This window comes from Methylobacterium gnaphalii, assembly GCF_007992215.1.
Lineage (GTDB): Bacteria > Pseudomonadota > Alphaproteobacteria > Rhizobiales > Beijerinckiaceae > Methylobacterium > Methylobacterium gnaphalii.
In genome coordinates, this window is the sequence record NZ_BJZV01000005.1 from 198,556 (window position 1) to 223,041 (window position 24,486).

Here is a 24,486-nt window from a genome sequence, read left to right on the forward strand (position 1 = left end):
GCGAGGGCTGCATCGTGAGGGGTCGCGATGTCGGACCCAAGCCCTACCCCAGGAAAGCAAAGCCTAAAGTTCCATAATATATCTTATGCGAATGATGGATTTGGCGGATGCAGGTGGTTCCAAGCCACTGTCGCGGTTAGTGTTCTAACCGCCCTTCGGCCTGTGCAGCTCGAAGCGTTGGTCTGCAGCGACGGCGAAATAGTCGAAATAGCCGCCGCGCTGGATCGGCTGCATGGCAGCTGTGTCAACGCGGCCGTCGCTGACGAAACGGTCGTCGACATAGATCGAGACCACCTGCCCGATCACCATGAAGTTGCTCGCCGACCCGCCGCCGAGTGGCACCAGTGGCACGGTCTGCAGCCATTTGCATTCGAGCGCCGCCGGCGACGTGGCGACGCGTGGCGGCCGCACCTTGCGCGATGGAGCCATCTCCAGCCCTGCATGGTCGAACTCGCTGACGCCGCGCTCCAGCGGCGCCGAGGTAGCGTTGACCGCGTCGCGCAGGTCGAAGGTGGCGAGGCTGCAGACGAACTCACCGCCCTCCTCCGCGAAGCTCAGTGCGTCCTTGCGGCCAGTCGACGAGAACATCACCATGTCGTCGGCGACGGCGTTGAAGAACGAGTACGGCGCGAGGTTGAGCCGGCCCGCCGGGTCCATGCTGCTGATCCAGCCGATCGGACGCGGTGCAACGATCGCCTTGAGCGGGTTGTGCGGCAGCGTCCGCTCGTCGGGACCATAATGCATGCTCAAGCCTTCAGGTTTTCGGCATTCATCCGACTCAGAGCCGGGTGACGATCTCGGCGAGTGCGGGACGCGGCCGGTCGCTCGGCACCTCCTGCGGGCGGCCGATATGGATGAAGCCGGCGATCTTTTCCGAGGGCTCCAAGCCGAGCGCGTCGAGAATGCGGCGATCGTAGGCGAACCACTCCGTGAGCCAGGAGGTGGCGTAGCCGGCCGCATTGGCCGCGATCACCAGATTGGTGCAGACGGCACCGGCCGAGAGCACCTGCTCCCATTCCGGAATTTTTACATGCGCTCCTGCGCGTGAGACCACGGCAACGACCACGGGCGCATGGGCCAGCCGCTTGCGCTCAAGGTCGAGCCGGGCGGCATCTGCGTTGGGAAAGTCCGCCGCATGGGTCCTGGCGATGGTCTCGCCGACTTTGGCCCGTGCCTCCCCCTCGATCACCAGGAAGCGCCAAGGTGCGAGCTTGCCGTGGTCGGGCACCCGTGCGGCGATGGTGAGCAGATCGTCGAGTTCTTCGCGGGTGGGGCCCGGGCCTTCGAGCCGGGCAGGCGGCACCGAGCGGCGGAAACGGAGCATGTCGAGGGTGGCGTTCATGGAATTCCGCAGGCTAACTCGGCGAAAGGCGGCGAAGGACGCATACGTAGCGATGCGCGATCCTGGATCTGGTCGGCGATGGCCATGCCGCCGCCATCGTCCGGTCGTAGCGCCCGTCATGGCGTAGGGTCGCCAGATTGGCAATCGCGGGCGATCATACCCGCATGACGGGACAGTTCGAGATGCGGGGAGTGGGGCTCTGGCAGGCGGTCGCGATGCTCGCCGCGACAGCGGGCGCCGCGCAGGCGCAGGTATCGGACCCCTTCGACAATCCCGCGGGCAGCTCCCTGCCCTCGCCCGGCATCACCAGCCCACTCCTGCCTCAGCCCGCCCCCGCAGAGAGTGAGGCGGATCTGTCCTTGTCTGCCACCCTCGTCGGTACCGGCCAGCCGCTGCGCTCCGGCCTCGCCTGGCGCATCTACGAGGACAGGCCCGAGGCCGGCAAGCCGGCGATCGTCGCGCGTTCGACCGATGCGGCCCCGAGCTTCAGGCTCGCGCCCGGTACTTATGTCGCCACCGTGACCTACGGCTTCGCGAGCGCGTCCAAGCGCGTGACGATGTCGGGCAATGCGGCGAAGGAAGAGCTGAAGGTCAGCGCCGGCGCACTGAAACTCTCCGGTTCCATCGGCAACCAGAAGATTGCCCCCAATCAGCTCGCCTTCTCGATCTTCGTGCCCATCGGCACCAACTCGGAGGGCCGTCTCGTCAGGAGCGGGGTCAAGGCGGGTGAGGTCGTGCGGCTGCCCGAGGGCACCTATCACGTCGTTTCGACCTACGGGGAATCGAACGCGATCCAGCGCGCTGACCTCAAGGTCGAGAACGCCAAGATTACAGACGCCACGCTGAATCACCGGGCCGCGACCGTCACGCTGAAGCTCGTCGCCGCGCCCGGCTCCGAGGCCTTCGCCGGCACCGCCTTCAGCGTGCTGACCCCTGGCGGTGACACCATCCGCGAGGCGATCGGCGCCTTCCCCTCGGTGACGCTGGCGGAGGGCGACTACGTGCTGATCGCCCGCCACGAGGGACAGGTCTATACCCGCGAGTTCAAGGTCGAGAGCGGCCTTGACCGGGATATCGAGGTCGTGGCCAAGGCCTCCTAAACGGACGAAGGCCGCGGCTTCATGGGGAAGCCACGCCTTTCGCAGACCATCGATTTTTGGCTCAGCGCCGCATGCTGCCGACAAGGTTGCCGACGCCGCCAAGGAAGTTGCCCATCTCGCCGAGCGACGGCCCGCGTTGCGGCTGCTGCTGAGGATACGGCGCCGGCTCGCGCATGGCGCGGGTCTGCGCAGGGGCAGGGCGTTGCGCACGCGGCGCGGTGGCCCTCACCGCACGCTCAGCCTGCGGGCGGGCCATTGCCTTCTGGTAGTCGGGCTCGCTCTGCTCCCACAGGGCGACCTGCTGCGCCTTCGTCATGAAGCCCGAATCCGGTAGGCCCTTGGTCTTCTGCCAGTTGCTCAGCGCGCGCCGGGTGCCGGGGCCGAAGGTGCCCGAGGTGCCACCGGGATCGAAGCCGATGGCGCGGAGCCGCTGCTGCGCCTCGATCCGGTCCTTCACGGACAAGGCTAGCCCGGCCTCGGTCTGAGCAGTGCCGGGCTCCTTCAGCTCAGCCTCCGACTGCACTGAGCGGCCGCCGGCCTGTCCGTTGAGACGCGCCAGACGATTGCGGGCAATCTGCGCAAAGTAGCCGTTCGGATGTGCGTCAAGATAGGCTTGATAGTCCTCCTTGGCGCCGGACTTCTCGGCCGATTCCCAGAGTCTGATCTCGAGTGCCTGCGGACCGGCAGCGGCCATCGCCGGGGTCGCCGACGAGACTCCGGGCGTCTCGGCGGCGGCAACCTGTAGGGCTGCCGCTGCGGGGGTCGGGTTGAGGTAGAACTCGCCGATGATCGAGGTGTTGACCCAGGGACGCTGACGCTCGCCGGTCGAGCGCCAGACGTCCTCGCGCACGCGGTCCATCACCGTGCTGATCGAGACACCGGGCGTCTCCATGTGTTTGAGCAACGCGGTGGTAAAGGGGCTGTTCTGGCCCCCTGCCCCATCGAGCGCCGTCTTACCCGGATCGGTTGCGAACGCGATCATTGTCCCGGCCGCCGAATTCACCGTGATCTCGGAGAGCCCCGAGGCCACCGAGGCTGAGCGGGTCTTGAGCGAGCGCGCCAGCTCCTTAGTGAACGGGTTGTCGCGACAGGCATCGAGGATCACGACGTTGACGCGGTCCTCACGCTGCATCTGTCGAAGCACCAGGTTGACGTTCATGGTCTTGAAGTCGAGGTCGGCCTCACTCTTCAGGACGGTGTCGGTGGGCAGGAGGTAGTTGTCGCCTGCGACCGCGACGCCGTGGCCAGCGTAATAGACGAAGGCGACCTTGGCCCCGTCGAGCTTGGCTGCATACTGGCCGACGAGGCTGCGCATGCCGTCGAGCTTGAGATCGTAGCCCTCAACCACGTCGAAGCCGATGCGTTTGAGCGCAGCGGCGACTGCCTTGGAATCAGTGAGCGGATTGTCGAGCTGGGCGACGTTTTCGTAGGCGCCGTTGCCGATCACCAGGGCGACACGCCGATCGGCCGTCGCGGCTTGAGCAAGAGATCCACCCATGGCGCTCACGACGACGGAGGTCCGTACCATCGTGAACAGGACGGCACGGACATTGAGCCTGCGCACGCGACCGAACACACCCCTCATGTTTCGATGCCCCCTCGCTTTTTCGTGAGCTGACCAGCCGTTGTGACCGTGCCGCTAAACGGGCGTCGACCATCGCGGAGAGTTCAGTGTCGATCAACGACCTCGCTCACCCATTCGTGGGATTGAGGTAAATTTTTGTTGGGGTGTGGCGGAGCAGCCTACTGAATAGATACAGAGCAGAGCAATTAATCACCAACCCGGTATCGAACGAAGAAAGATTGCGCGAAATTCAAATCCCATTGATGGCAGTGAACGCGTTGCTCCACCCGTTCAGCATCCTCGCTTGGACAGGTGGTAATGGATGGCATGAAATTCGTTGCTCACAGCAATGCCCGCAATGCTGATCCGGCGTATCGCCCACCGAAAGGAACAGTACCGTCCCCTGTCGCCAGCCATGGTGGCACCAAGCAAAGCCAGCAGGTTTTGCTTTAGGCCAAGCACACGCCTAGGGCCGCTTCTGGGGCAGAGCGAGCAGGAGGCAGCCCGCGGCGACGCCGGCGATCGCCGCCCGGGGGGCGGTGACCAAAAACGGCTCGAAGCCGCCGATAAATTCACTCAGCACGGACGGAACATCGGATAGGGCCGGCTCCGCTCTCGGAGCGTCGGCCCCTTGAGCCTACACCTTACGAGAGGGGCAGGATCAGCGGCAGCGCCAGGGCCACACCAGCAGCAAGGATCAAGGCATCGCCCGCGAAGCGCACGAGCAAAGCCCGACGAGAACGATCGGTTTGAATCTCGGTCATGGCGGTTCCCCTCATCTATTTTGATAAACTCGTCATGCCGCCTGTGCGCCTTCCAAGATAGGGACAGTTCCAGTACGATTCAGATGAACTGTACGGGACAAAAACCGGTACAGTCGTCAGGTTAGCACGAGGACAGTCGTCATGACGGAGGGCGCAGTCGAGATCGCCGATGAGCGAGGCCTGAGCAGGGTTGAAACGGTAATGGCGGCGATCGAGCGCCGAATCGAAGGTCGTGCCATGACGGCCGGCACGCGGCTGCCGTCGATACGCTCCTTCGCCGAGGCCATGCAGGTCTCGAAATCGACGGTGGTGGAGGCCTATGACCGGCTCCTGGCGCAGGGCTCGATCATCTCGCGGCCCGGCTCGGGGTTCTATGTCGCCGGCAAGGCACAACCGCTCAGCCTCGCCTCGATCGGCCCTCAACTCGACCGAGAGGTCGATCCGCTCTGGATCGCGCGCCAATCCCTAGAAGCCAGCGCGGAAACCCTAGTGCCTGGCTGCGGCTGGATGCCGTCCTCGTGGATGCCGGAGGACGCCCTGTGCCGCGCCCTGCGGCATATCGCCCGCGATCGGGGCGAAGACCTCACCTCCTACGATAGACCGCTCGGATTCGCCCCCCTGCGCCAGCAGCTCGCCCGGCGTTTGACGGAGCGTGGCATCCTCGCCCATCCCGACCAGATCGTCCTCACCGATTCGGCCACCGCCGGACTCGACCTGATCTGCCGCTTCCTGGCCGAGCCGGGCGACACGGTTCTCGTCGACGACCCCTGCTACTTTAACTTTCACGCTCTGCTGCGGGCCTACCGCTTCAAAGTCGTGGGCGTGCCCTTTGGCGCGGACGGCCCGGATCTCGAGGCGTTCGAGCAGGCCCTGAAAGAGCACAAGCCGCGGTTCTACCTCACGAATTCCGGGCTTCATAACCCGACCGGTGCCTCCCTGGCGCCGGCCACTGTGCACCGGGTGCTGCGGCTCGCCGAGGCGCACGACACGCTCATCGTTGAGGATGACATCTATGCCGATTTCGAACTCGAACCCGGACCGAGGTTCGCCGGCTTCGACGGGCTCGACCGTGTCATCCATATCGGTGGCTTCTCGAAGACGCTTTCGGCCGCCGCCCGCATCGGCGTCATCGCGATCCGCTCGGATTGGGTCGAGCGGCTCGTCGACCTCAAGCTCGCGGTGAGCGTCGGCAGCGGGCATCTCAGCGCCGTGCTGGTCCACCGCCTGCTCACCGATGGCGGCTACCGGCACCACCTCGAGACGATGCGCAACCGCCTCGCCGATGCGCGTGCGGTGACTCTTAGGCGCCTCGCCGCCGCCGGCCTCAGCGTCCCCTACGTGCCCTCGGCGGGGATGTTTCTCTGGGCACGCCTGCCAGACGGCCTCGACGCGGCCGAGGTCTCCCGCCGTGCCCTTCGGCGCGGCGTCGTGCTGGCACCAGGCAACGTGTTCAGCCTTGGCCAGAACGCCGCCGACCACCTGCGCTTCAACCCCGCCCAATGCGCGGACAAGCGCGTCTTCGACGTGCTGGAGCAGGCAATGGAGAGGTAAGACGAAGACTCCTCCGCCCCGAGCTACGGCGCCGCCAGTTCCTGATGATGCCCGTCGAGCGTCGCGTTCTCGCTCGGGACCGCGTCGGATGCGGCCTGCGCCCGACGGATATCCGGCGAGGTCGCCTCCTCTACAAATGAGGCGATCGCCTCGGCGAGCGGCAGGGTCTTGGTATGCTGGCTGCCGAGACGGCGGATCGAGACGGTGCGCTCCTCCGCCTCGCGCCGGCCGAGCGCCAGCAACACCGGCACTTTGGCCAGCGAGTGCTCGCGGACCTTGTAGTTGATCTTCTCATTGCGCAGGTCCGCTTCGACCCGCAGCCCTGCACGGCGCAGAGCCCGCACCACGTCGCGGGCATAGTCGTCCGCCTCGCTCGTGATCGTCGCCACCACCACCTGCACAGGCGAAAGCCAGAGCGGGAAGTGCCCGGCGAAATGCTCGATGAGGATGCCGGTGAAGCGTTCCATCGAGCCGCAGATCGCACGGTGGACCATCACCGGCGGAACCTTGTTGCTCTCGCCGTCGATGTAGAACGCGCCGAACCGCTCCGGCAGGTTGAAGTCGACCTGCGTGGTGCCGCATTGCCAGTCGCGGCCGATGGCGTCGCGCAGCACGTATTCGAATTTCGGGCCGTAGAAGGCGCCCTCCCCTGGATTGACCGCCGTGGTGATGCGGCCGCCCGACTGTTCCTCGATCTGCGCAAGCACCTGGGTCATCACCGCCTCGGCATGGTCCCAGAGCGCATCGGAGCCGACACGCTTCTCCGGCCGCGTCGAGAGCTTCACCACAATGCGGTCGAAGCCGAAATCGGCGTAGGTCGAGAGGATCAGGTCATTGATCTTGAGGCACTCGGCCGCGAGCTGGTCCTCGGTGCAAAAGACATGCGCATCGTCCTGCGTGAAGCCGCGCACGCGCATCAACCCGTGCATGGCGCCAGACGGCTCGTAACGATGCACGACGCCGAACTCGGCCATGCGCAGCGGCAGGTCGCGGTATGATTTCAGGCCGTGCTTGAAGATCTGCACGTGGCCCGGGCAGTTCATGGGCTTCAGGGCGAACCAGCGCTTGTCCTCGGCCTCGTCGCCGGCGCTCTGCGCCGCGAACATGTTCTCGCGGTACCAGTCCCAGTGGCCGGAGGTCTCCCAGAGCGCCTTGTCGAGGATCTGCGGAGCGTTGACCTCGGCATAATCGCCCTTCAGGCGCCGGCGCATATAGGCAATCAGCTCCTGGAAGATCGTCCAACCCTTGGCGTGCCAGAACACGACGCCGGGCCCCTCCTCCTGAAAGTGGAAGAGATCCATCTCGCGGCCCAGGCGACGATGGTCGCGGCGTTCGGCCTCCTCCAGGCGGTGAAGATAGGCGTCGAGGTCCTCCTTGGTCGCCCAGGCGGTGCCGTAGATGCGCATCAGCATCGGGTTGTTGGCATCGCCCCGCCAGTAAGCGCCCGCGACCTTCATCAGCTTGAAGGCGGTGCCGACCTTGCCCGTCGAAGTCATGTGCGGCCCGCGGCAGAGGTCGAACCACTCGCCCTGCCGGTAAATCTTCAGATCCTCACCGGGCGGGATCGCATCGACCAGCTCGACCTTGTAGGCCTCGCCCTTATCGGCGAAGAGTTTTTTGACATCGTCGCGCTTCCAGACCTCCTTCGTGAAGGGAGCGTCCCGCGCGATGATCTCGCGCATCTTGGCTTCGATCTTCGGAAAGTCCTCAGGCGTGAACGGCTCATTCCTGGCGAAGTCGTAATAGAAGCCGTTCTCGATGACCGGCCCGATCGTCACCTGCGTGCCTGGCCAGAGCGCCTGCACGGCTTCCGCCAGAACGTGCGCGCAATCGTGCCGGATCAGCTCTAGCGCGCGCGGATCGTCACGGCCTAGGAATTCGATCGCGGCATCGTGCGCGATCGTGTCGTCGAGATCGTGGACAGTACCGTCGAGCGCCATGGCAACGGTGCGCTTGGCCAGAGACTTGGCGATTCCTTCGACGACAGCGCGGCCGGTCACGGCGGCGTCGAAGGCGCGCGTATTGCCGTCGGGAAATGTCAGGATGGGCATTTTTCGCGGTGTCCTTGCTCACTCCTGCGAACGAGGCAGGTAAGCGAATTTTCGGAGGGCGTCGAAACGCGGCGGCGCGGTTTAGACCGATTTGGGACGGGAGGAAAACACCGGATGATCGCGAACCCATCCGGCTACGGGCCTCCACCGGCACGATACCGGGCTGCCAAAAAGGTCCGTTTCCTCGTTGGCTCGATGATTTTCGGCGGGGTGACAGCCTGCGGCCAAACTGCCCCCTTACCCCCGGCAGACACGCTCTGTGAGACGGCGACCCCTGGTGTCTTCGGCGCACCAATTCCGACGTCGTGCCGGCCGCGTCAGGACAATGTCTTGCCCGGGACGGGTCCATCCGCATCGTCGCAGAAAAAGGGCGATGGTGGCGCGTTGACGCCGCGCCAGCGTCCGTAACGCCAGGGCAGCCACCAGCGCGCTGTCCGGCGGACACGTTCCGGCACGAGATCGATGCCATGGGTGCCGAACGGCCCACAGCGACAAATGCGCGAAAATCCCATCCAGCCGCCAGCCCAGAGGCCATGCCGTGCGATCGCCGTGTCGGTGTACTCTGAGCATGAGGGCCAGTGGCGGCACTGGCGGCCGATCAGGCCTGAGAGGGTGAGCTGATAGGCGCGGATCGTCCAATGCGCTGCCCGACGGCCGAGCACCGCCCTACTCTGCGGCAGCTGGGGCCGTCTTGCGGGCCGCGATCTGGTCGAGAGCGTTCACCACCGCGTCGAAGGTGAGCAGCGTCGAGGCGTGGCGCGCACGAAAATCGCGGACCGGCTCCAGCACGGCGAGATCGGCCCATTTGCCGTCCGGCGGCGGACCATTCTCCTTGAGCATGGCGCGCATCCGCTCGCGGACCTGCCGCAGCTCGTCGGCACTCGCCCCGACCACGTGCCGGGCCATCAGCGAGGATGAGGCCTGTCCGAGGGCACAGGCCTTCACCTCGTGGGCGAAGTCGATGACCGTCGTGCCGGCCGAGTCGGTGACGAGATCCACCGTTACCGTCGAGCCGCAGAGTTTCGAATGGGCACTGGCGCTGGCATGGGGGGCCGGCAGGCGGCCGAGCCGAGGGATATCGGCCGCGAGTTCGAGAATGCGGCGATTGTAGATGTCGTCGAGCATAGAACTCTGCCGGAAACCCGATCCGCGTGTCGCGCATTGCGCGAACGCCCCATAACGCCGATATAGGCTCGGAGTCGCCGTTCCGCGAGGACGGCCCGTCGTTCAGGTCGTGCCCCGACCGGCGCCGCCGGATGCAAAGGGGCACCGGCACCTTGTAGCGAGTGACGCCGGCGGGACCGGACGATGTACGCCAAGCCCGACAGCACTACGATGAAGACCCGTGTCGCGCGGGCGGGAGATGCCATGGATGCCGCGCTCAAATCCCTCTCGTACGGCATGAGCGACGAGAGCCGGCGCTCGGACGCGGCAGCCCTGATGCGCAACGACAACGACGCCCAAGCCGACATCGCGCCGATTCCGGAATCGGCACAGCGCGTGCCGAACGAGATCGCGCTCGGCCGTCCGAGCCGGCAGGAGGCCGAGGCCGCGGTGCGCACCCTGCTGCGCTGGGCCGGCGACGACCCGACCCGCGAGGGCCTGATCGACACGCCCGCCCGCGTGACAAAGGCCTACGAGCAGCTCTTTTCCGGCTACAAGCTCGATGCGGATTCCCTGCTGGAGAGGGTCTTTGAAGAGGTCGAAGGCTATTCGGACGTCGTACTGGTGCGTGACATCCCGTTCTACTCTCATTGCGAGCACCACATGGTGCCTTTCATGGGGCTGGCGCATGTCGCCTATTACCCGTCGAAGGGCGTGGTCGGCTTGTCGAAGCTTGCCCGCGTAGTCGACGTCTTCGCCAAGCGCCTGCAGACGCAGGAGACAATGACCGCGCAGATCGCCGACACGATCGAATCGATCCTTAAGCCGAGGGGCTGCGCCGTGATGATCGAGGCCGAGCATCTCTGCATGGCGATGCGCGGCGTGCAGAAGGCCGGCGTCTCGACGATCACCACCCAGTTCCGCGGCGTCTACAAGGACGATGCGAGCGAACAGGTCCGCTTTCTCACACTGGTGCGCAATAAGCCCTAGTGCTCGGGCCCTCGCGCACCGGCTCGATATGCAACACGCCAAAATGACAGGAAAATTCGAAGCGCCGGGGACGCGAGCCGAGATCGAGGAAGGCGACGTGCTGACGCCGCGCTTCGGCGCGGACGGCCTCGTCGCCTGCATCGCGGTGGACGCGCATGACGGCAGCGTCCTGATGCTCGCGCACATGAACGCGGAATCGCTGGCGCGTACCATCGAGACCGGGGAGGCTTGGTACTGGTCGCGCTCTCGAGGCGAACTCTGGCACAAGGGTGCCACCTCGGGACAGATCCAGCGCGTCGTCGAGATGCGGGTGGATTGCGATCAGGACGCTCTGCTGATCCGGGTCGAAGTCGGCGGTGATGGCGGTTGCTGTCACACTGGCCGCCGCTCCTGCTTCTACCGCAGCGTGGATCTCGGCACCGGGACCGGGGTGCGCCTCGTTCCAGCCGGACGGTGAGCGCGAGAGCGAACCATCCTATCCAAAGCTTTCCCGATGGATTCGTAGAGCCCATCGAGGCGCCGCGTCCGCGCGCGCCGCGCATCGGACTAGCGCTCGGCGGCGGGTCGGCGCGTGGCTGGGCGCATATCGGCGTAATCGAGGCGCTGGAGGATGCCGGCGTCTTCCCCGAGATTGTCGCCGGCTGCTCGATCGGGGCAGTTGTCGGGGGAGCCTATGCGGCTGGCAAGCTCGACAAGCTCAGGGGCTTTGCCACGTCCCTGACCAAACGCAGCGTGATGAGGCTCGCCGACCTTCGGCTCACCGGGTCCGGGCTGATCGGCGGCGAGCGCCTCGCCCGCCGCCTCGTCGAGGAACTCGGCGGTCAGCGGATCGAGGCACTGCCGGTGGCCTTCGCCTGCGTCGCCACCGAGCTTGGGACCGGCCACGAGGTCTGGCTCACCAATGGGCCGTTGGTCGAATCGATCCGGGCCTCTTACGCAATCCCCGGTCTGTTTCCGCCGGTCTCGCTCGATACCCGCCTGCTCATGGACGGCACGCTGGTCAATCCGGTGCCAGTGCGTCTCGCCCGCGACCTCGGCGCGGACGTCGTCATCTGCGTGAACCTTGCCTGCGACCCGCGGGTCCGCGGTTCTCTGGTCCGGCACGAGGCGCCGCCGGTCGCCGAAGAACTCGATCTTCAGGAAGAGATCCAGCAGGTGGTCGAGGCACGCAGCCGCTGGGCGCTTCTGCGGGGCGCAGGCCTGCGCATTGTCGGGCGTCGCTTCAAGCGCGGCGACCGCTCCTTCGTGCACAAGACGGGCGCACCAGGTGCAGCGCGTGTGATGTTCGATGCGTTCAACATTACGCAGGATCGCATCTCGCGGGCGCGGCTGGCCTCGGATCCCCCTGATGTGATGATCACACCGCGTCTGGCGGAGATGGGCCTGTTCGAGTTCCACCGCGCCGTCGAGGGCATCGCGCTCGGCCGCGAGGCAGCGCGCACCGCTCTCCCAGAGATTCGCCGAATCATCGAGGGTGCGGCCGCGCGGGTCTGATCGGAGCGGCCGACCAGGGGTTCAGGCCATCGTGATGTACTCGCGCATGGCCTTGTGCTCGGCCTCGACGGTGGCAATGCGCCGTTTCACCACGTCGCCGATCGAGACTACGCCGATGAGCCGTCCATCCTCCACCACCGGCAGGTGGCGGAAGCGGCCGTCCGTCATCATCCCCATCACCTCTTCGATGGTGGTGTCGCGGGTGCAAGTCGTGACCTTGGCCGTCATATATTGCGAAACCGGCGCGTCGAAGGCGGCGGCACCCGATTCCGCGAGCGCCCGCATGACGTCGCGCTCGGACAGGATGCCGATCACGCGCTCGTCGGCGTCACTGACGATCACTGCACCGATGCGCTTCTCGGCGAGAATATGGATCGCCTCGTCCATGGTGCGCTGGGATGCCACCGTCGTAACGGCCGCGCCTTTTTCGGCAAGGATGCGTGCAACGGTCATGATGTCGGTATCCTCCCGGAACGTAGCCCCGTCAGCCCGCGGCGCCTGATGTGAGGTTCGTCGGCCGGGTTGCTCCCGGCTCGGAGAAGATAGTGTGGCGCTTGCTCCGCCATGGCAAGCATCGGCGTACAGAAGGAGTTCGCGGATGCTTGAAAAAGTCCGCGACTAATCGCGAGACAGAGCAGCGGTTCAGGTCAGACGGCGAAGGACAGTGCCGAGATCTGCCGGAAAGATCGGCTCACTCCCAGCCTCGACCTAGCCAATCCTCTACCATCAGAGTTGCCGCACGGCAGTTTTCCTGGTGTCGGTGATGCCGCTCAGGCGCATGCGGAACAGCAGCGGCGAGGGGCAGCCGTCATGTGCGGCGAGACTCCAGCAACGGCAACAGGAAAAAGCCGACGAGAAACCCGCCGAGATGGGCATCCCAGGCGATCGGGCCATCACCGGCACCCAGCGGCAGGGAGATCAGGCCGAACAGCAAATTGGTGCCGAGCCATATCGCCAGGAACAAGACCGCACTGCGGTTACGGATGAGTTCGGTGATCGTCTCCAGCCGTGGCTGTGGCGCGATCTGCCAAGCCATGGCCGGACGATAGGCGGGCGGAGGTCGAAAGACGAACCGCGCGGCCCCGGCCATCAGGGCAGAAATGCCGCCCGATGCGCCCACGAGCGGCATTGCGCTCAGGGGATCGACCAGCAGGTGCAGGATGGCGCCTGCCACGATGCCCGCCAGCGCGAGCACGCCGTATCGCCAGGCGCCGTAGCGCCGTGCCACGGGGGTGCCGAAGGCAGCGAGCCAGACTACGTTGAGGATCACGTGCATCCAGGATCCATGCAGGAGCGCATAGCTCGCGAAGGTCCACGGCATCGGCGAGGATTCGGAGATCAGCGCGCGCGCAAAATCCTGCCGGGCGGCAGCCGAGGCCGGGTCGCTCAAGCCCTCAGTCGCTGCCTGCACGATGGCCTGGGCCTTGGACGGGTCGAGGGCTACCGTCCATCGGGCCGGGATGAAGGAGAATTCGATCAGCGCCTGGACGTCCCATAGGTCCGGCAGCACCTGCCGCACGGCATGGATGGCGACGAGCACCACGATCGACGCGGTGACGACGCCCGGCAGATTGAAGACGGGCACACGGCTCTGGGGCGGCAGATCGGGTGAGGCATCCATGTCGCCACCATGTCGGGGCTTGCCGCCTCGCCGCAAGTGCCTAGTCCGGTGCCGCGTCGACCGCCCGCATGCTGACATAGAAAAAAGGGGAGAGCGTTACCGCCCTCCCCTCAAAAAAGAGATCACACCTCGTCCGCAGGGCGGCGCACCGGAGGGCGCCAGGGCCTAGCATCGAGAAGGTCCGATTCCTCGAGTTTCACATCGCAAGCTGTAGATCGAGACCACTAAGGGTCGGGGTGCCGCTGGGGAGCGTCGGGTCTCGATCCGACGAGATGATCCTCGCCGAGCGAGGCCGCCGACGCAATCGCAACCATCGCTTAACCTTAACGGAAGCTTACGCGAGCCGGCCGCCTTCGACCGGCATAGGGTGTGCGCCGGGTTCGTCCAACGCCACCAGCACAGGTCGGCCAGACCCGGCGAACGACGATCCCGAGACAGGCCGAACCTGACCGTACCGATCCGGAACACACATGAAGCACCCGACGAGCCGCTTGCTCCATGCCTATTGGGACCGCCTGCGGGGCGAGCGCGCCGCGCCGGAGCGCAGCGAGATCGAGCCCGGCGAGATCCGCAACCTGCTGGCTGACAGCCTGATTCTCGAAATCGAGCCGCAACGTCGCCAAGCCGCTTTCCGGCTCGCCGGCACACGTCTCTGCGCCCTGTTCGGGCGCGAGTTGCGGGGATCTGCCTTTTCGGAGCTGTGGGACAGGAACGGTGGCGATCCCACCGAGGGCGCTTGGCGCCTGGTGGAGACGGTAACGATGGACACGCTCGGCGTAGTCGCCGGCCTTAGAGGGCTCACTGCCGCCAGCGAGATCATCGAACTCGAACTGCTGCTGCTGCCGCTGCGCCATCGCGGGCGGACGCAAGCCCGCGTCCTCGGTGCACTCAGCCCGCATTGCGTGCCGGCCTGGCTAGGGCTGCATCCTGTCAAGCGGCTCGAGGTGAATTCCCTGCGGGTCCTTGGGCCGGCTCGTGTCCCGGAAGCCGCCAAGCTGCCGACCGACATCCCGATGCCGGCGAACGACCCCCTCCCCGTTCGGCGCGGCCATCTGTTGGTCCATGAGGGTGGTCGCCTCTAACTTACATGTCACCCATGCCCACCAACCTGAAGTAGTAAATTTTCGCAAATTCCCCTGTTTTGCGTGCATGCGGATATTTGCAAAAAGGCTTTCGTAACCCTCGGACACTAAGGCTGGAGATCCGATCCCGCGATTCCTGGACGACATGACGACATGAGCGAGGCCGCCACGAGAGCCGAGTCCGTTGAGGCTCGTCCTGCCCGTGGTCCTGAGCTGCGTCGTCACCAGCGCGTGCGTGTTGCCCTGCTTGGGCGCTATATGCTGTCGGACCGCCGCGAGTACCCATGCCAGACCGTCGACATGTCGCCGGGCGGCGTGAAGGTAACCTGCGCGGTCCTCGGCCAGATCGGCGAGCGCGTGGTGTTCTATCTTGAGCAGATCGGCCGGGTCGAAGGCATCATCACGCGCCATCCAGACGCCGGCACCCTCGCAGCTCAGTTCACCGCCTCGCCGCGCAAGCGCGACAAGATCGCCTCGCAGCTCACTTGGCTCGCCAACCGCGAGCATCTCGGTTTGCCCGAGGGCCGCACGCACGAGCGCCTGACACCCAACAACCCCGTAGTGACCTTGCGCCTCGCAAGCGGCCGCGAGTTAACCGCGCGGGTCATCGACATCTCGATGTCGGGCGTGGCGATCGCCACCGAGACGGCGCCGCCGCTCGGCACCAGCCTGATGGTTGGCAGCACGCCAAGCCGTGTGGTGCGCTACTTCGAGGGTGGCATCGGCGCACAGTTCATGCTGCCGATCTCCGCCGACCGGTTTCACGAAGGCATCCGTCTCTGAGCAGCGCCCACGGCGGGTCGACCGGCTAATGGGAGCGGAGAAGGCGGCGTGTTCGCCGCCTGCCGGCGTAAGCGCCGCATCCGCAGAGTTGCTGACTTCCTAACGAAGCCCCGACAAATCGGCGCAAATCTCCATCCGATGATTCGGCTTGCCCTGGGGTCGGTGCGGCCAGTCGGGAATTGCATAAAATTGCGCTTATTCGCTTCAGCGAGCCAGAGCAGATGCGGTTGCACGATGGCCCTCGTTCGAAGGGGTGGCCGCGATGTGCAGCGCAGGAATCAAGACAGGGATCACGGGGCTCGCTCTCGGCCTTACGCTCCTCGCCGCCACACAGGTGACTGCCCGTGAGCAGGCTACCGGCACCCTCCCGCGCGCCTCCAGCGGCGCCACGCCGGTCGGCACTGCCCGGCCGATCCTCGCCTGGACGACGTTCTGCAAGTCCTACGCGGCCGAATGCGCCGTCGATACGAATGAGCCGGCCCGTATCGCCCTGACCCCGTCGGTCTGGTCCCTAATTACCTCGGTCAACCGCCGCGTGAACAACAGCGTCGCGGCGCGAACCGATCAGGAGCATTGGGGCGTTCCGGACCGCTGGGACCTCGCCGAGGACGGCGTGGGCGACTGCGAGGACTACCAGCTCCTGAAGCGCCACATGCTTGCCGAAGCTGGCCTGCCCCGCCGAGCCATGCGGATGACCGTGGTCATCGACGAAAAGGGAGAGGGCCATGCCGTGCTCACCCTGATCACCGATCGCGGCGACTTCGCCCTCGACAACAAGACCAATACCGTCATGGCTTGGCACGAGACCGGCTACACCTACATCAAGCGCGAGAGCCAAGACGCAGTGGCCTGGGTCTCCCTCGGCGGCGCCACCTCTCCGACGGTCACCGCCAATCGCTGACCGTGTATGTGGCCCAGCTGCAAGCGCGCCGATGACGTGCCGATCCGAGAGGCCAACAGCGGCCATCGGTTTACAAAAGCTTAACTTTGCTGTTGAGCCTGGGACTTCGCCGTGCAAGCTTCGCCGTTGGGTCATTGCGGCAAGGCTTTAAGGTCATGCGGTACGCGGTTTGGGACGGCGGGTCTGCGGTCGTCCGCGTCTCAGCTCGCCGCCATCTGCGTCGCGCGGCCCATCTCTCGATCGTTGGCGCGACGCTGCTACTTGGCGGAGCCACTACGCAGGCCCGGCCCTCGATTCACCGTCCCGAGATCGGCACGCCTGTCGAGTACGGCCAGCCGGCCCGGCCCGTCGCCGCCTGGAGCGACTTCTGCGCCCGCATGCCGGGCGAGTGCACCGTCGACCCGTCGGAACCCACGCAGATCGTCCTAACCTCTTCGGTCTGGCGTCTGCTCTCCAGCATCAACCGCCGCGTCAACCAGCGCATCAAGCCAGTCACCGACATGGCGCATTGGGGCGTTGTCGATCGCTGGGACTATCCCGATGACGGCTTCGGTGATTGCGAAGACATTCAGCTCCTCAAGCGCCGCATGCTGGTGGAGCGCCACGTGCCCCGACGGGCGCTCCGGCTGACGGTAGTGATTGACGAGATCGGCGAGGGCCATGCGGTACTGATGGTGCGCACCGACCGCGGCGACCTGATCCTCGACAATAAGACCAACACGATCCTGCCCTGGCAGCGGACCGGCTACAGCTTCGTGAAGCGCGAGGGCCAGGACGGGATGGCTTGGGTCTCGCTCAACAACGGCGTCTCGCCGTCCACGACGGCGAACCGCTGATCTTTGTCTGATCCGCTCAGCCGCCAACCACAAGGGCGGCGAGATCGACCGCGACGCGACCCGAGAGCAGGCTCCAGCCGCAGGCGACCATGGTCGCGATCATCACGAAGGGGATCGGCCGGTGCTCCAGGCGACGCCCGCGCAGGGTGTTGCGCAGGATGATGAAGGGCGCGGTGAAGGCCAGCATCGGTACCGCCGCCAAAGCCGAGACGCCGCCGGCCTCCAACAGCCTGAAGCTCGCCTTGCGATCGGTGAACAACTCGAAGGCGCTCGCGAGCAGCCCCGCCAGCGCGAGCCCAACAATCAGAGTCTGCAAGGACTCGGCAGCAGCCGGGCTGACGGTCATGACGCACCATCTCCATCACACAGAGACGTGCACTCTGACCAAGAATTTACGATCTGTTAAGCATTGCTCTCCCGGACGGTAAATGCCGGCCGGAAGAGCTGTGGACGAAAAGGGTCTGGTCAGGCGTCTTCTTCGAGGTCGATGTCGAGGATCGCCATCCGGAACGTATAGGAATCATCACCGTCTTCCTTGTCGTCGGCGATCACGCCGATCGACTCGTCGCCGATGAAGACCTCCGCGGTATCGCCAGTCTTCATGGCGACGACCTTGATGTTCGCATTGGCGAATTTGCGGCGCAGATAGCCCTGGAGCGTGGCGGCTTCGGTCTTATTCAAGGAGCTGGCCTTTCGGGTTGGGACGCGCCTCACCTCGCACGGATCGTCCGTCACGGCCGCTATGACAGGCGGTCGGACGAACCCGATGGCGAGAGCGAGATTGGGCGCAGAGCTAGAGGTCCCTGCACCGGATCGCAAGACCGGCCTCAGATGCCGCCGGCGATGTCGATATAATCGGTCATGGCCAGGAGCTGGTCCATGGAGCGCGCCGGCTCAGCGCAGCCGGCCGTCCCGACGACGCGAGCTGGCACGCCGACGACAGTCGTGTGCGGCGGAACGGGCCGCAGAACCACGGAGCCAGCCGCGACGCGAGCGCAAGCCCCAACCTCGATATTGCCCAAGATCTTGGCACCGGCGCCGATCATCACGCCGCGGCGGATCTTCGGATGGCGGTCGCCGCCCTGCTTGCCGGTTCCGCCGAGGGTGACGGCGTGCAGGATTGAGACGTCGTCCTCGATGACGGCCGTCGAACCAATCACGATTCCCGTGGCATGGTCGAAGAATACACCACGGCCGATGCGGGCGGCGGGATGGATGTCAGTCTGGAAGACTTCGGAGGAGCGGCTCTGCAGGTAGAGTGCGAGGTCGCGGCGGCCCTGGTCCCAGTACCAGTGTGCCAAGCGATGCGCCTGAATGGCGTGAAAGCCTTTGAAATAGAGCACCGGCTCCAGCGCGCGCGTGGTCGCGGGATCGCGGTCCATCACCGCAGCGATGTCGGCGCGGATGCTGCGCCCGAGCTCCGGATCGGCCTCAAAGGCTTCGCGAAAACCGTGGGCGACGAGTTCGGCCGGCAGGGAAGCATGGCCCAGGCGCGCCGCGACACGGTGGGCGACGGCCGCTTCGAGAGTCGGATGATTGAGGATTGTCGCCACAAAGAACGAGGCGAGCTGCGGCTCGTCACGCACGACGGTTTCCGCCTCTTCCCGCACGCGCGTCCACCACGGATCGACGACGCCGGCAACGGCGTTCGGTCCTCGGTTGAGGCTCGGCGCAGGGCTGGCGGACATGCTTCCTCCTCGGAACGGTCGGGACGGATCGCGGCCGATCCTATTCTGGCCCGGTCCCGGATAACGTTCTGCCAATGCCAGGCACGATCCCGGCAAAAAACCGTGGCCCGGTCACGCAACCGGAGAACCGGATGTTTGCCGAGCCCCGCACTGGGGAAGTGATTGCGAGGTTGCGCTGCGTCAAGACCTGCCGAGCCCGCAACCGGGCAGGAGCAGAGCATTGGCGGCGTGACTTTCAGGCGCTGCGCCTGTCCTTCACGGGCGCTTGGCGGGCGGCCGGCATCCGTGCCTCGATCTCGTTCGTAAGTCGGTCGAGCATGGTGGAGACGGGCACACCAGAGGTGTCGACCGTGGCGGCAGCGCGGGCATAGTGAGGCTCGCGGCTGATCAGTACGGCCCGCAGCTCTTCCAGAGCAGCCGCATGGTCGCCTGTTGTTTCCATCTGGCCTTGGTCACGCACGCGCTGCATGTGCTCCTCGGGCCGGGCCTGGAGCCAGATCGTGAGGAACGACTGGAGCAGGAGGTCATAGGTCAGCGGCTCGGCGACGATGCTGCCGCTTGTCGCCAGGATCAGCGGGCCAGGATGCCCGGTCAGCCGCCGCAGCGCCCGCTGCTCCAGCCGACGATAACCTTCCTGACCGTAGATCGCATAGATCTCGCGCACCGAGAGCGCATTCTCGCGCTCGATCTCGGCGTTCAGCTCGATGAAGGTCCAGCCTAGGCGCTCAGCGACGAGCCGTCCCAGCGTCGACTTACCAGCGCCTCGCAGGCCCACCAGCGCGACGCGGATGCCTCCACTCTGACCGGATTGCTGCGTCGAGGTTCCGGACAGAACGGACTTGGCAAGCGCGATCTGATCAGGCGAGGCATCGCGCAGCAGGTCCCGGATCAGCCGCCACTCGGATGAAGAATTCTCGCCCGCGATCATGTCGTCGAGGCGCACGCCCATGGCATTCGCGACCCGACGCAGCAGGATGATCGACACGTTGCCCTGCCCGCTCTCGAGCTGGGCAATGTAACGTTCCGACAGGCCCGAGGTCTGCGACAGCAACTTACGCGACAGACCGCGCATGGTGCGCGCCTCGCGCACGCGCCGGCCCAGCTCACTCAGAAAAGCGGTTTCGAGTTCCACCACGCCGCTCATGGCGTCACCAGCCTCTCCATGCACCGAGATCTACGGCCTGCCCTCAGACCAGGATCATCGGCGCGATATCCGCCTCGCGTGAGGCACGCAGCAAACGGCGGACCAAGCCCATCGACATGATCACACCTATGCTGCATTGCAATAGCAGATCGGCAGATGTGCCGCGTCGTGTGCCGGAACGCAATCATCACGCAAGCGGCGGACCCATGCGTTTCGCGACGGGGCATCGTCCATGATGCGGAGTGTGTAGAACCTCGACGCGCGGCTTGCGGGCGCGTCCGGCTTATTGTGCGGCCGGCAGAGCCGTCGCCTCCAGAACCTCGGCGGGCGCATTGAGCTTGCGGGCGGAGGCTGCCGGCCGGGCGACGGTGGCAAGCACGATGGCGGCCGGCCGGCGCGGTGGCAGCGGCACCTCGACGAGATCGGTGGAGGCCCCCGGCTGCGGCGGAGCCGACATGGAGGGGCTCAGGCTGGGAGAAGTCGGGGCGGCCGGAGCTACCGAGACCTGCGCGAGGGCCTCGGCCGAACCCTGCGTCTCGCCGCCGAAAGCGGCCGGCCGGCGCGGTGGCAGCGGGACCTCGACGGAGCTCGCCGGCCCGGCTGGCGCTGCGTAGGCGAGCGCGGTCGCCCCGGCGATACCGACCTGCGGATCGGCGGAAGCAGTCCGAAGCGGCGCCGCCGTCTGTCCAGAGGACAGGCCGAACAGCTTCGAGAACTCATTCGAGGAACTGGCAGTCTGCACGGGCGCGGAGGCTAGCGTATCGTCCGGCACGGCGACCGCGGTCTCGATGCCGAGCCTCTTGGCAGCGTAGTAGAAGCCCTTGTTGTAGTAGCGGTAGGCCTGATCGAGATCGCCCCTGGCAAGACGATAGGCGGTGGCGAGATAGGCGATACCGTATTTAAGGTTCGTCTCAGGATCGTAGAGACCGGCCGCATCGCCCTTGTAGCCCATGCCGCGGGCCGTCGCGTGCTTGATCTGCATCAGGCCGAGCGCCGAGCCGCCCTTGGCGCGTGGGTTGTAGTTGCTCTCGCGCTTGACCACCCGATGGACGAAGGCAGCGGGCAACTTGTTGGCCTTGGCCTGCAGTTCGATCAGCGCGTCGATGTTGTCGCGCGCGCCGCCCGACTGGGCAAGCGCAGAGACCGGAACGGCAGCGATCAGAGCAGCGAGCGCGAGGCGCATTTGCATTCCGGCGTGACCCAAGTTCGGTGCGTCGGCTCCCTCCTCGCGGAGACGGCCAAGTTTACCTGAGCTTGGTCGTTGCGAAATGAGGCCGGAAAGCGGCCTCGCTCGGTCGACGGCCGACAGCGTGACCGTTCACCGGCTGCCTGTGTTCACCGAGGCACAGTCCGCGACAGTCGCTCAGACCGCCGGGACACTTCTCAGAATGAAGCGTTCGATGGCACGGGCGAAGCCGTCTTCGTCGTTGCTAACCGTCACCGCCGCAGCGGCCGCCTGCACGTCCGGCTTCGCGTTGGCCATGGCGATGGCCAGGCCACTTACCGCGAACATCGCCTTGTCATTGGCGGCATCCCCGATGGTCGCGATCCGCTCGGGCGCAATCCCGAGCCGGCGGGCCACATCCAGGACGAAGCTGCCCTTGCTCACACCCGGCGGCGTGATGTCGAGATAGTAGACCTGAGAGCGTTCCACACTAGCCTGGCTGGCCAAGGCGTCTGAGAGACCTGATTCAGCACGCGCCAGCCCATCGGCATCACGGCTCACACCGACGATCTTCTGCGCCGAGTCGAGCAGGGGGCCGAGATCGCTGACGACCTTAGGCTCGACGCCGAGCGTTCGGCGTTCGAGGTCAGTGTAAGGCGCGGCCGGGTCGCGCAGGTGCCAGACACCCTCGGAAAACACCCACACATCGATCCCCACCCGCAGCAGACTCTCGACCGCCCGCTGTGCAGCATCCTCCGGAATCAGCGCTTGAGAGAGCGGCGCGAGGTCCGGCCCAACGATCGTGCCGCCGTTAAAGGCTCCGATCGGCAGACACAGCCTCAGCGGCTCGACAAGCGACCGGAAGCCGACCGGCGGCCGGGAGGAGGCGATCGTGAAACCAATGCCGGCAACCTCCAGGCGCCGCACCGCCTCAATGCTCGCCGGCGTCAGGCGCTTGTCCGTCGTAACGAGCGTGCCATCGACGTCTGAGACCACCAGGGCGATGTCCATGCCGGCTCCTCCTTCAAGGATTCTTTACAAAGGCGAGGCGGGCGAGGATCTCCGCAACGATTGTGTTCGGCTCGTCCTCGATTCCCACCGTGATCGGACACTCCTCGGCGCCCGGAGGTTCCAGATCAGCGAACTGGCTGTCGAGCAAGGCGGCCGGCATGAAATGGGCGCGCCGCCGTGCCAGGCGATCAGCGATCAGGGCGCGGCTGCCCTGCAGATACACGATACGCACGTCCGGGCGACCACGAACCAGGTCGTTGCGATAGGCGGGGCGCAGGGCCGAGCAGGCAACGACGCCCCCCTGCCCCTCCGCCAGCCGTGCGTCGATCCACGCTGCAATCCGCGCGAGCCAGGGCCTGCGGCTGGCATCGTCGAGAGGGTCGCCGGCCCGCATCCGGGCGATGTTCTCAGGGGTATGGAAACCGTCACCGTCGGCGAAGGGCAGGCTGAGCTGCCCCGCCAGCAATTGGGCAACCGTGCTCTTGCCGGAACCCGATACGCCCATCACCACGAGCACCATCGGGACCGCCATCTCGTGCATCCCCGCCCGCGGGAGTGCCCCGCCTCAGGCGGCCAGCGTCTCGCATGGGAGGGCGAGCCCGGTCGAGAGGCCGGCCCAATCAGCAAGACCGCGCTGATGGAGGGTTGAGGACCCGAGCGTCATCGCGAAGAAATCGTAGGCGCCACGCCGGTCGTTCGACATCAGGAACTGGAAATGCATCCGGAAGGGCCGCAAGCGCACCTTGCGGTATGTCTCCTCGGCCAGGATTTCGCGAAACCGTGCCGAGCGGATCGTCGGATTGACGATCGGGGCACCCGCCACGATCGGAAGGTCGAGATCGCGCAGCGGATTGAAGCGCGGGAAATTCATCCAGTCCTGCGGCGCAACATAGTCGATCCAGGCGATACGCCGGCTGGTGACGAGGCTCGCGATGTCGGAGCGAACACGAGCCGCCTGAGGCTGAAGTGCGACCAGCGGCAGCCCGGAGCCGAGCGTCGCCAGCGACAGGACGGGCCCCCGTGCGCCGATCTCGGGATCGCGCACGAGCAACCGCGCCGCCACTTCCACCGCCGTCAGGCCGCCGGTGGAATGGCCGACGATCAGGATCTCGTCCAGCGTCTCGCCCACATCCGCGAAGGCGGCGAGGCGTGCGACGAGGTGGTCGGCGAAGGCGTCGAGCCGCGCCTCGTAATCCGGCCTTCGGCCCTGGCCGTGCTGCCAGTTGAACACCCAGTCGTTCAGGATCTGCCAGAAGAAGGCGCGGTTGAGGATCGCCTCCATCGCCCGGATCCAGCCGAGGCCGGCGAGCATGCCGAGAGGGATCGTCGCCCAGGGCGGCAGGCCCAGGCTGTACCCGTACCAGTCGCCGAGATGGGCATGGACGACGAGCGCTACGAGAGCCGTGATCATTCCGAGCAGCATCAGCAGCACGAAGGGGTAGAGGATGACGTTTCCGTACTTCCAGTTGAGCCGGTAGAACGTGAATAGCTTGCCGCGGATCAGCGCGTGAAGGGTGCCGATAACGAGGAGCACCACGCTGACGAAGCGCGATCGCGCCGAGTCCCGCACAACGATGTCGTCCCACAACAGCACGTCGTAGCTGGTCTCGACGTCTCTCGAGGCGGAAACGGCGGTGACGGTCCAGCTTTGCACGAGCCCGTCGGCCGAAAGGCTGGCGCGGCTGATCTGCGGCTTGGCCTCACCGAAACATTTGGCGTGCCGCAGCAACTCTCGCACGAAGAGCAGGCGGTAGCGCGTGCGCGACTCAGGGTCGTAGCCAGGACAATAGAAGATATGCCGGCGCCCGACCGATGCCGATTGTTTCGATAGGTCAGAATACCGCAAATCCGGCGGCGTGTAGCCCAGACAATTGTTCGATGAAGCCGCCCCGCAAGACGGCCTTCCATCATCCAGTTCAGACTGCACACAGCGCCCCCACCACGGCAGTATAATATATGACACATGTCATTGGGCAGGCTTTCTGTCAAAAGATGGACGCCGCGAACGCTCTTCGCCGAAAAACAGACTCGGCGGAAAAGACCTGTCGAGATGAACGCCTAGAGATGCAGATGCAGCCAGGCCGGACAGAAAAAGGCAAATGCTCCGATAGAATCGGGTTCGACCGTTTCGCTTGTGTGAAGCGGGGACGGCCGGATGACTGGGGCCGTCCGGAGATCACTGTGACTGCCTCGCCACGGACAGCCCTGACGGTTTGAGCTAGGCAGCGGGTTCAAGGAAACCGACAGGCCCTCCTGTATGCGCTCCATTCCCCTCGCCCTCGGTGTCGCGCTCGC

At 65.7% G+C, this 24,486-nt stretch carries 25 protein-coding genes; 9 read left to right on the forward strand and 16 right to left on the reverse strand.

Annotated features, from left to right (window positions below; all coding sequences use genetic code 11):
* Nucleotides 1-144 precede the first annotated feature (144 nt).
* A complete protein-coding gene (locus MGN01_RS06655; RefSeq protein ID WP_147045846.1) occupies nucleotides 145-744 on the reverse strand; it encodes a flavin reductase family protein in 600 nt (199 codons plus the stop codon).
* Nucleotides 745-778: 34 nt separating this feature from the next.
* Entirely contained in the window at nucleotides 779-1,342 is a 564-nt protein-coding gene (locus MGN01_RS06660; protein ID WP_147045803.1) for a nitroreductase family protein, read from the reverse strand.
* 164 nt (nucleotides 1,343-1,506) lie between these two features.
* Between MGN01_RS06660 and MGN01_RS06665 the strand changes: the two genes are divergently transcribed.
* Nucleotides 1,507-2,442, forward strand: coding sequence for an RgsD C-terminal domain-containing protein (locus MGN01_RS06665; protein WP_147045804.1), 936 nt, complete (start codon nucleotides 1,507-1,509; stop codon nucleotides 2,440-2,442).
* A 61-nt stretch (nucleotides 2,443-2,503) separates the two neighbouring features.
* On the opposite strand, the gene MGN01_RS06670 is transcribed toward MGN01_RS06665, so the two are convergent.
* Nucleotides 2,504-4,027, reverse strand: a complete 1,524-nt coding sequence (locus MGN01_RS06670; protein ID WP_147045805.1) for a caspase family protein — start codon at nucleotides 4,025-4,027, stop codon at nucleotides 2,504-2,506.
* A gap of 884 nt (nucleotides 4,028-4,911) precedes the next feature.
* Between MGN01_RS06670 and MGN01_RS06675 the strand changes: the two genes are divergently transcribed.
* The gene (locus MGN01_RS06675; protein WP_147045806.1) at nucleotides 4,912-6,321 is read left to right on the forward strand and encodes an aminotransferase-like domain-containing protein; all 1,410 of its coding nucleotides are present in this window, start codon (nucleotides 4,912-4,914) and stop codon (nucleotides 6,319-6,321) included.
* Nucleotides 6,322-6,344: 23 nt separating this feature from the next.
* On the opposite strand, the gene thrS is transcribed toward MGN01_RS06675, so the two are convergent.
* The 3 genes from thrS to MGN01_RS06690 all read right to left on the reverse strand — a co-directional run bounded on the left by thrS (nucleotide 6,345) and on the right by MGN01_RS06690 (nucleotide 9,497).
* Entirely contained in the window at nucleotides 6,345-8,372 is a 2,028-nt protein-coding gene (gene thrS, locus MGN01_RS06680) for a threonine--tRNA ligase (RefSeq protein ID WP_147045807.1), read from the reverse strand.
* A 317-nt stretch (nucleotides 8,373-8,689) separates the two neighbouring features.
* Nucleotides 8,690-9,034, reverse strand: a complete 345-nt coding sequence (gene yidD / locus MGN01_RS06685; protein WP_210246068.1) for a membrane protein insertion efficiency factor YidD — start codon at nucleotides 9,032-9,034, stop codon at nucleotides 8,690-8,692.
* A gap of 4 nt (nucleotides 9,035-9,038) precedes the next feature.
* Entirely contained in the window at nucleotides 9,039-9,497 is a 459-nt protein-coding gene (locus tag MGN01_RS06690) for an iron-sulfur cluster assembly scaffold protein (protein WP_147045809.1), read from the reverse strand.
* Nucleotides 9,498-9,740: 243 nt separating this feature from the next.
* Between MGN01_RS06690 and folE the strand changes: the two genes are divergently transcribed.
* Genes folE through MGN01_RS06705 form a run of 3 tightly spaced genes read left to right on the forward strand, consistent with a single transcriptional unit; the run spans nucleotide 9,741 to nucleotide 11,960 of the window.
* Nucleotides 9,741-10,466 (forward strand): GTP cyclohydrolase I FolE, encoded by a 726-nt coding sequence (gene folE, locus MGN01_RS06695; protein WP_488803226.1) that lies wholly within the window; start codon nucleotides 9,741-9,743, stop codon nucleotides 10,464-10,466.
* A gap of 43 nt (nucleotides 10,467-10,509) precedes the next feature.
* Entirely contained in the window at nucleotides 10,510-10,923 is a 414-nt protein-coding gene (gene hisI, locus MGN01_RS06700; RefSeq protein ID WP_147045811.1) for a phosphoribosyl-AMP cyclohydrolase, read from the forward strand.
* Nucleotides 10,920-11,960, forward strand: a complete 1,041-nt coding sequence (locus MGN01_RS06705; protein WP_147045812.1) for a patatin-like phospholipase family protein — start codon at nucleotides 10,920-10,922, stop codon at nucleotides 11,958-11,960. Before hisI ends, MGN01_RS06705 begins: the two co-directional genes overlap by 4 nt.
* A gap of 21 nt (nucleotides 11,961-11,981) precedes the next feature.
* Here the strand turns inward: MGN01_RS06705 and MGN01_RS06710 are convergent, their stop codons facing one another.
* Nucleotides 11,982-12,413 (reverse strand): CBS domain-containing protein, encoded by a 432-nt coding sequence (locus MGN01_RS06710; RefSeq protein ID WP_147045813.1) that lies wholly within the window; start codon nucleotides 12,411-12,413, stop codon nucleotides 11,982-11,984.
* Nucleotides 12,414-12,768: 355 nt separating this feature from the next.
* Complete coding sequence (locus MGN01_RS06715; protein WP_147045814.1) at nucleotides 12,769-13,581, reverse strand: rhomboid family intramembrane serine protease; 813 nt, start codon at nucleotides 13,579-13,581, stop codon at nucleotides 12,769-12,771.
* A gap of 470 nt (nucleotides 13,582-14,051) precedes the next feature.
* Between MGN01_RS06715 and MGN01_RS06720 the strand changes: the two genes are divergently transcribed.
* The 4 genes from MGN01_RS06720 to MGN01_RS06735 all read left to right on the forward strand — a co-directional run bounded on the left by MGN01_RS06720 (nucleotide 14,052) and on the right by MGN01_RS06735 (nucleotide 17,183).
* Entirely contained in the window at nucleotides 14,052-14,663 is a 612-nt protein-coding gene (locus MGN01_RS06720; RefSeq protein ID WP_147045815.1) for a PAS domain-containing protein, read from the forward strand.
* 153 nt (nucleotides 14,664-14,816) lie between these two features.
* On the forward strand, nucleotides 14,817-15,446 hold the full coding sequence (locus MGN01_RS06725) for a PilZ domain-containing protein (protein ID WP_147045816.1): 630 nt from the start codon (nucleotides 14,817-14,819) through the stop codon (nucleotides 15,444-15,446).
* Between the two features lie 262 nt (nucleotides 15,447-15,708).
* Nucleotides 15,709-16,347: a transglutaminase-like cysteine peptidase gene (locus MGN01_RS06730; protein WP_147045817.1), complete on the forward strand. Its 639-nt coding sequence runs from the start codon at nucleotides 15,709-15,711 to the stop codon at nucleotides 16,345-16,347.
* 155 nt (nucleotides 16,348-16,502) lie between these two features.
* Nucleotides 16,503-17,183, forward strand: coding sequence for a transglutaminase-like cysteine peptidase (locus MGN01_RS06735; protein WP_147045818.1), 681 nt, complete (start codon nucleotides 16,503-16,505; stop codon nucleotides 17,181-17,183).
* Between the two features lie 16 nt (nucleotides 17,184-17,199).
* On the opposite strand, the gene MGN01_RS06740 is transcribed toward MGN01_RS06735, so the two are convergent.
* The 8 genes from MGN01_RS06740 to MGN01_RS06775 form a co-directional block, all read right to left on the reverse strand.
* On the reverse strand, nucleotides 17,200-17,529 hold the full coding sequence (locus MGN01_RS06740; protein WP_147045819.1) for a DUF6949 family protein: 330 nt from the start codon (nucleotides 17,527-17,529) through the stop codon (nucleotides 17,200-17,202).
* Between the two features lie 119 nt (nucleotides 17,530-17,648).
* Complete coding sequence (locus MGN01_RS06745; RefSeq protein WP_147045820.1) at nucleotides 17,649-17,864, reverse strand: DUF3126 family protein; 216 nt, start codon at nucleotides 17,862-17,864, stop codon at nucleotides 17,649-17,651.
* A gap of 146 nt (nucleotides 17,865-18,010) precedes the next feature.
* On the reverse strand, nucleotides 18,011-18,871 hold the full coding sequence (gene cysE / locus MGN01_RS06750; RefSeq protein WP_147045821.1) for a serine O-acetyltransferase: 861 nt from the start codon (nucleotides 18,869-18,871) through the stop codon (nucleotides 18,011-18,013).
* 235 nt (nucleotides 18,872-19,106) lie between these two features.
* Nucleotides 19,107-20,015 (reverse strand): helix-turn-helix transcriptional regulator, encoded by a 909-nt coding sequence (locus MGN01_RS06755; protein WP_147045822.1) that lies wholly within the window; start codon nucleotides 20,013-20,015, stop codon nucleotides 19,107-19,109.
* A 283-nt stretch (nucleotides 20,016-20,298) separates the two neighbouring features.
* Entirely contained in the window at nucleotides 20,299-21,198 is a 900-nt protein-coding gene (locus tag MGN01_RS06760; protein ID WP_147045823.1) for a transglycosylase SLT domain-containing protein, read from the reverse strand.
* 180 nt (nucleotides 21,199-21,378) lie between these two features.
* Nucleotides 21,379-22,191, reverse strand: a complete 813-nt coding sequence (locus MGN01_RS06765) for a Cof-type HAD-IIB family hydrolase (protein ID WP_147045824.1) — start codon at nucleotides 22,189-22,191, stop codon at nucleotides 21,379-21,381.
* Between the two features lie 13 nt (nucleotides 22,192-22,204).
* Nucleotides 22,205-22,723: a gluconokinase gene (locus MGN01_RS06770; protein ID WP_373319204.1), complete on the reverse strand. Its 519-nt coding sequence runs from the start codon at nucleotides 22,721-22,723 to the stop codon at nucleotides 22,205-22,207.
* 33 nt (nucleotides 22,724-22,756) lie between these two features.
* A complete protein-coding gene (locus MGN01_RS06775) occupies nucleotides 22,757-23,929 on the reverse strand; it encodes an alpha/beta fold hydrolase (protein WP_306437181.1) in 1,173 nt (390 codons plus the stop codon).
* Nucleotides 23,930-24,486: the final 557 nt, after the last annotated feature.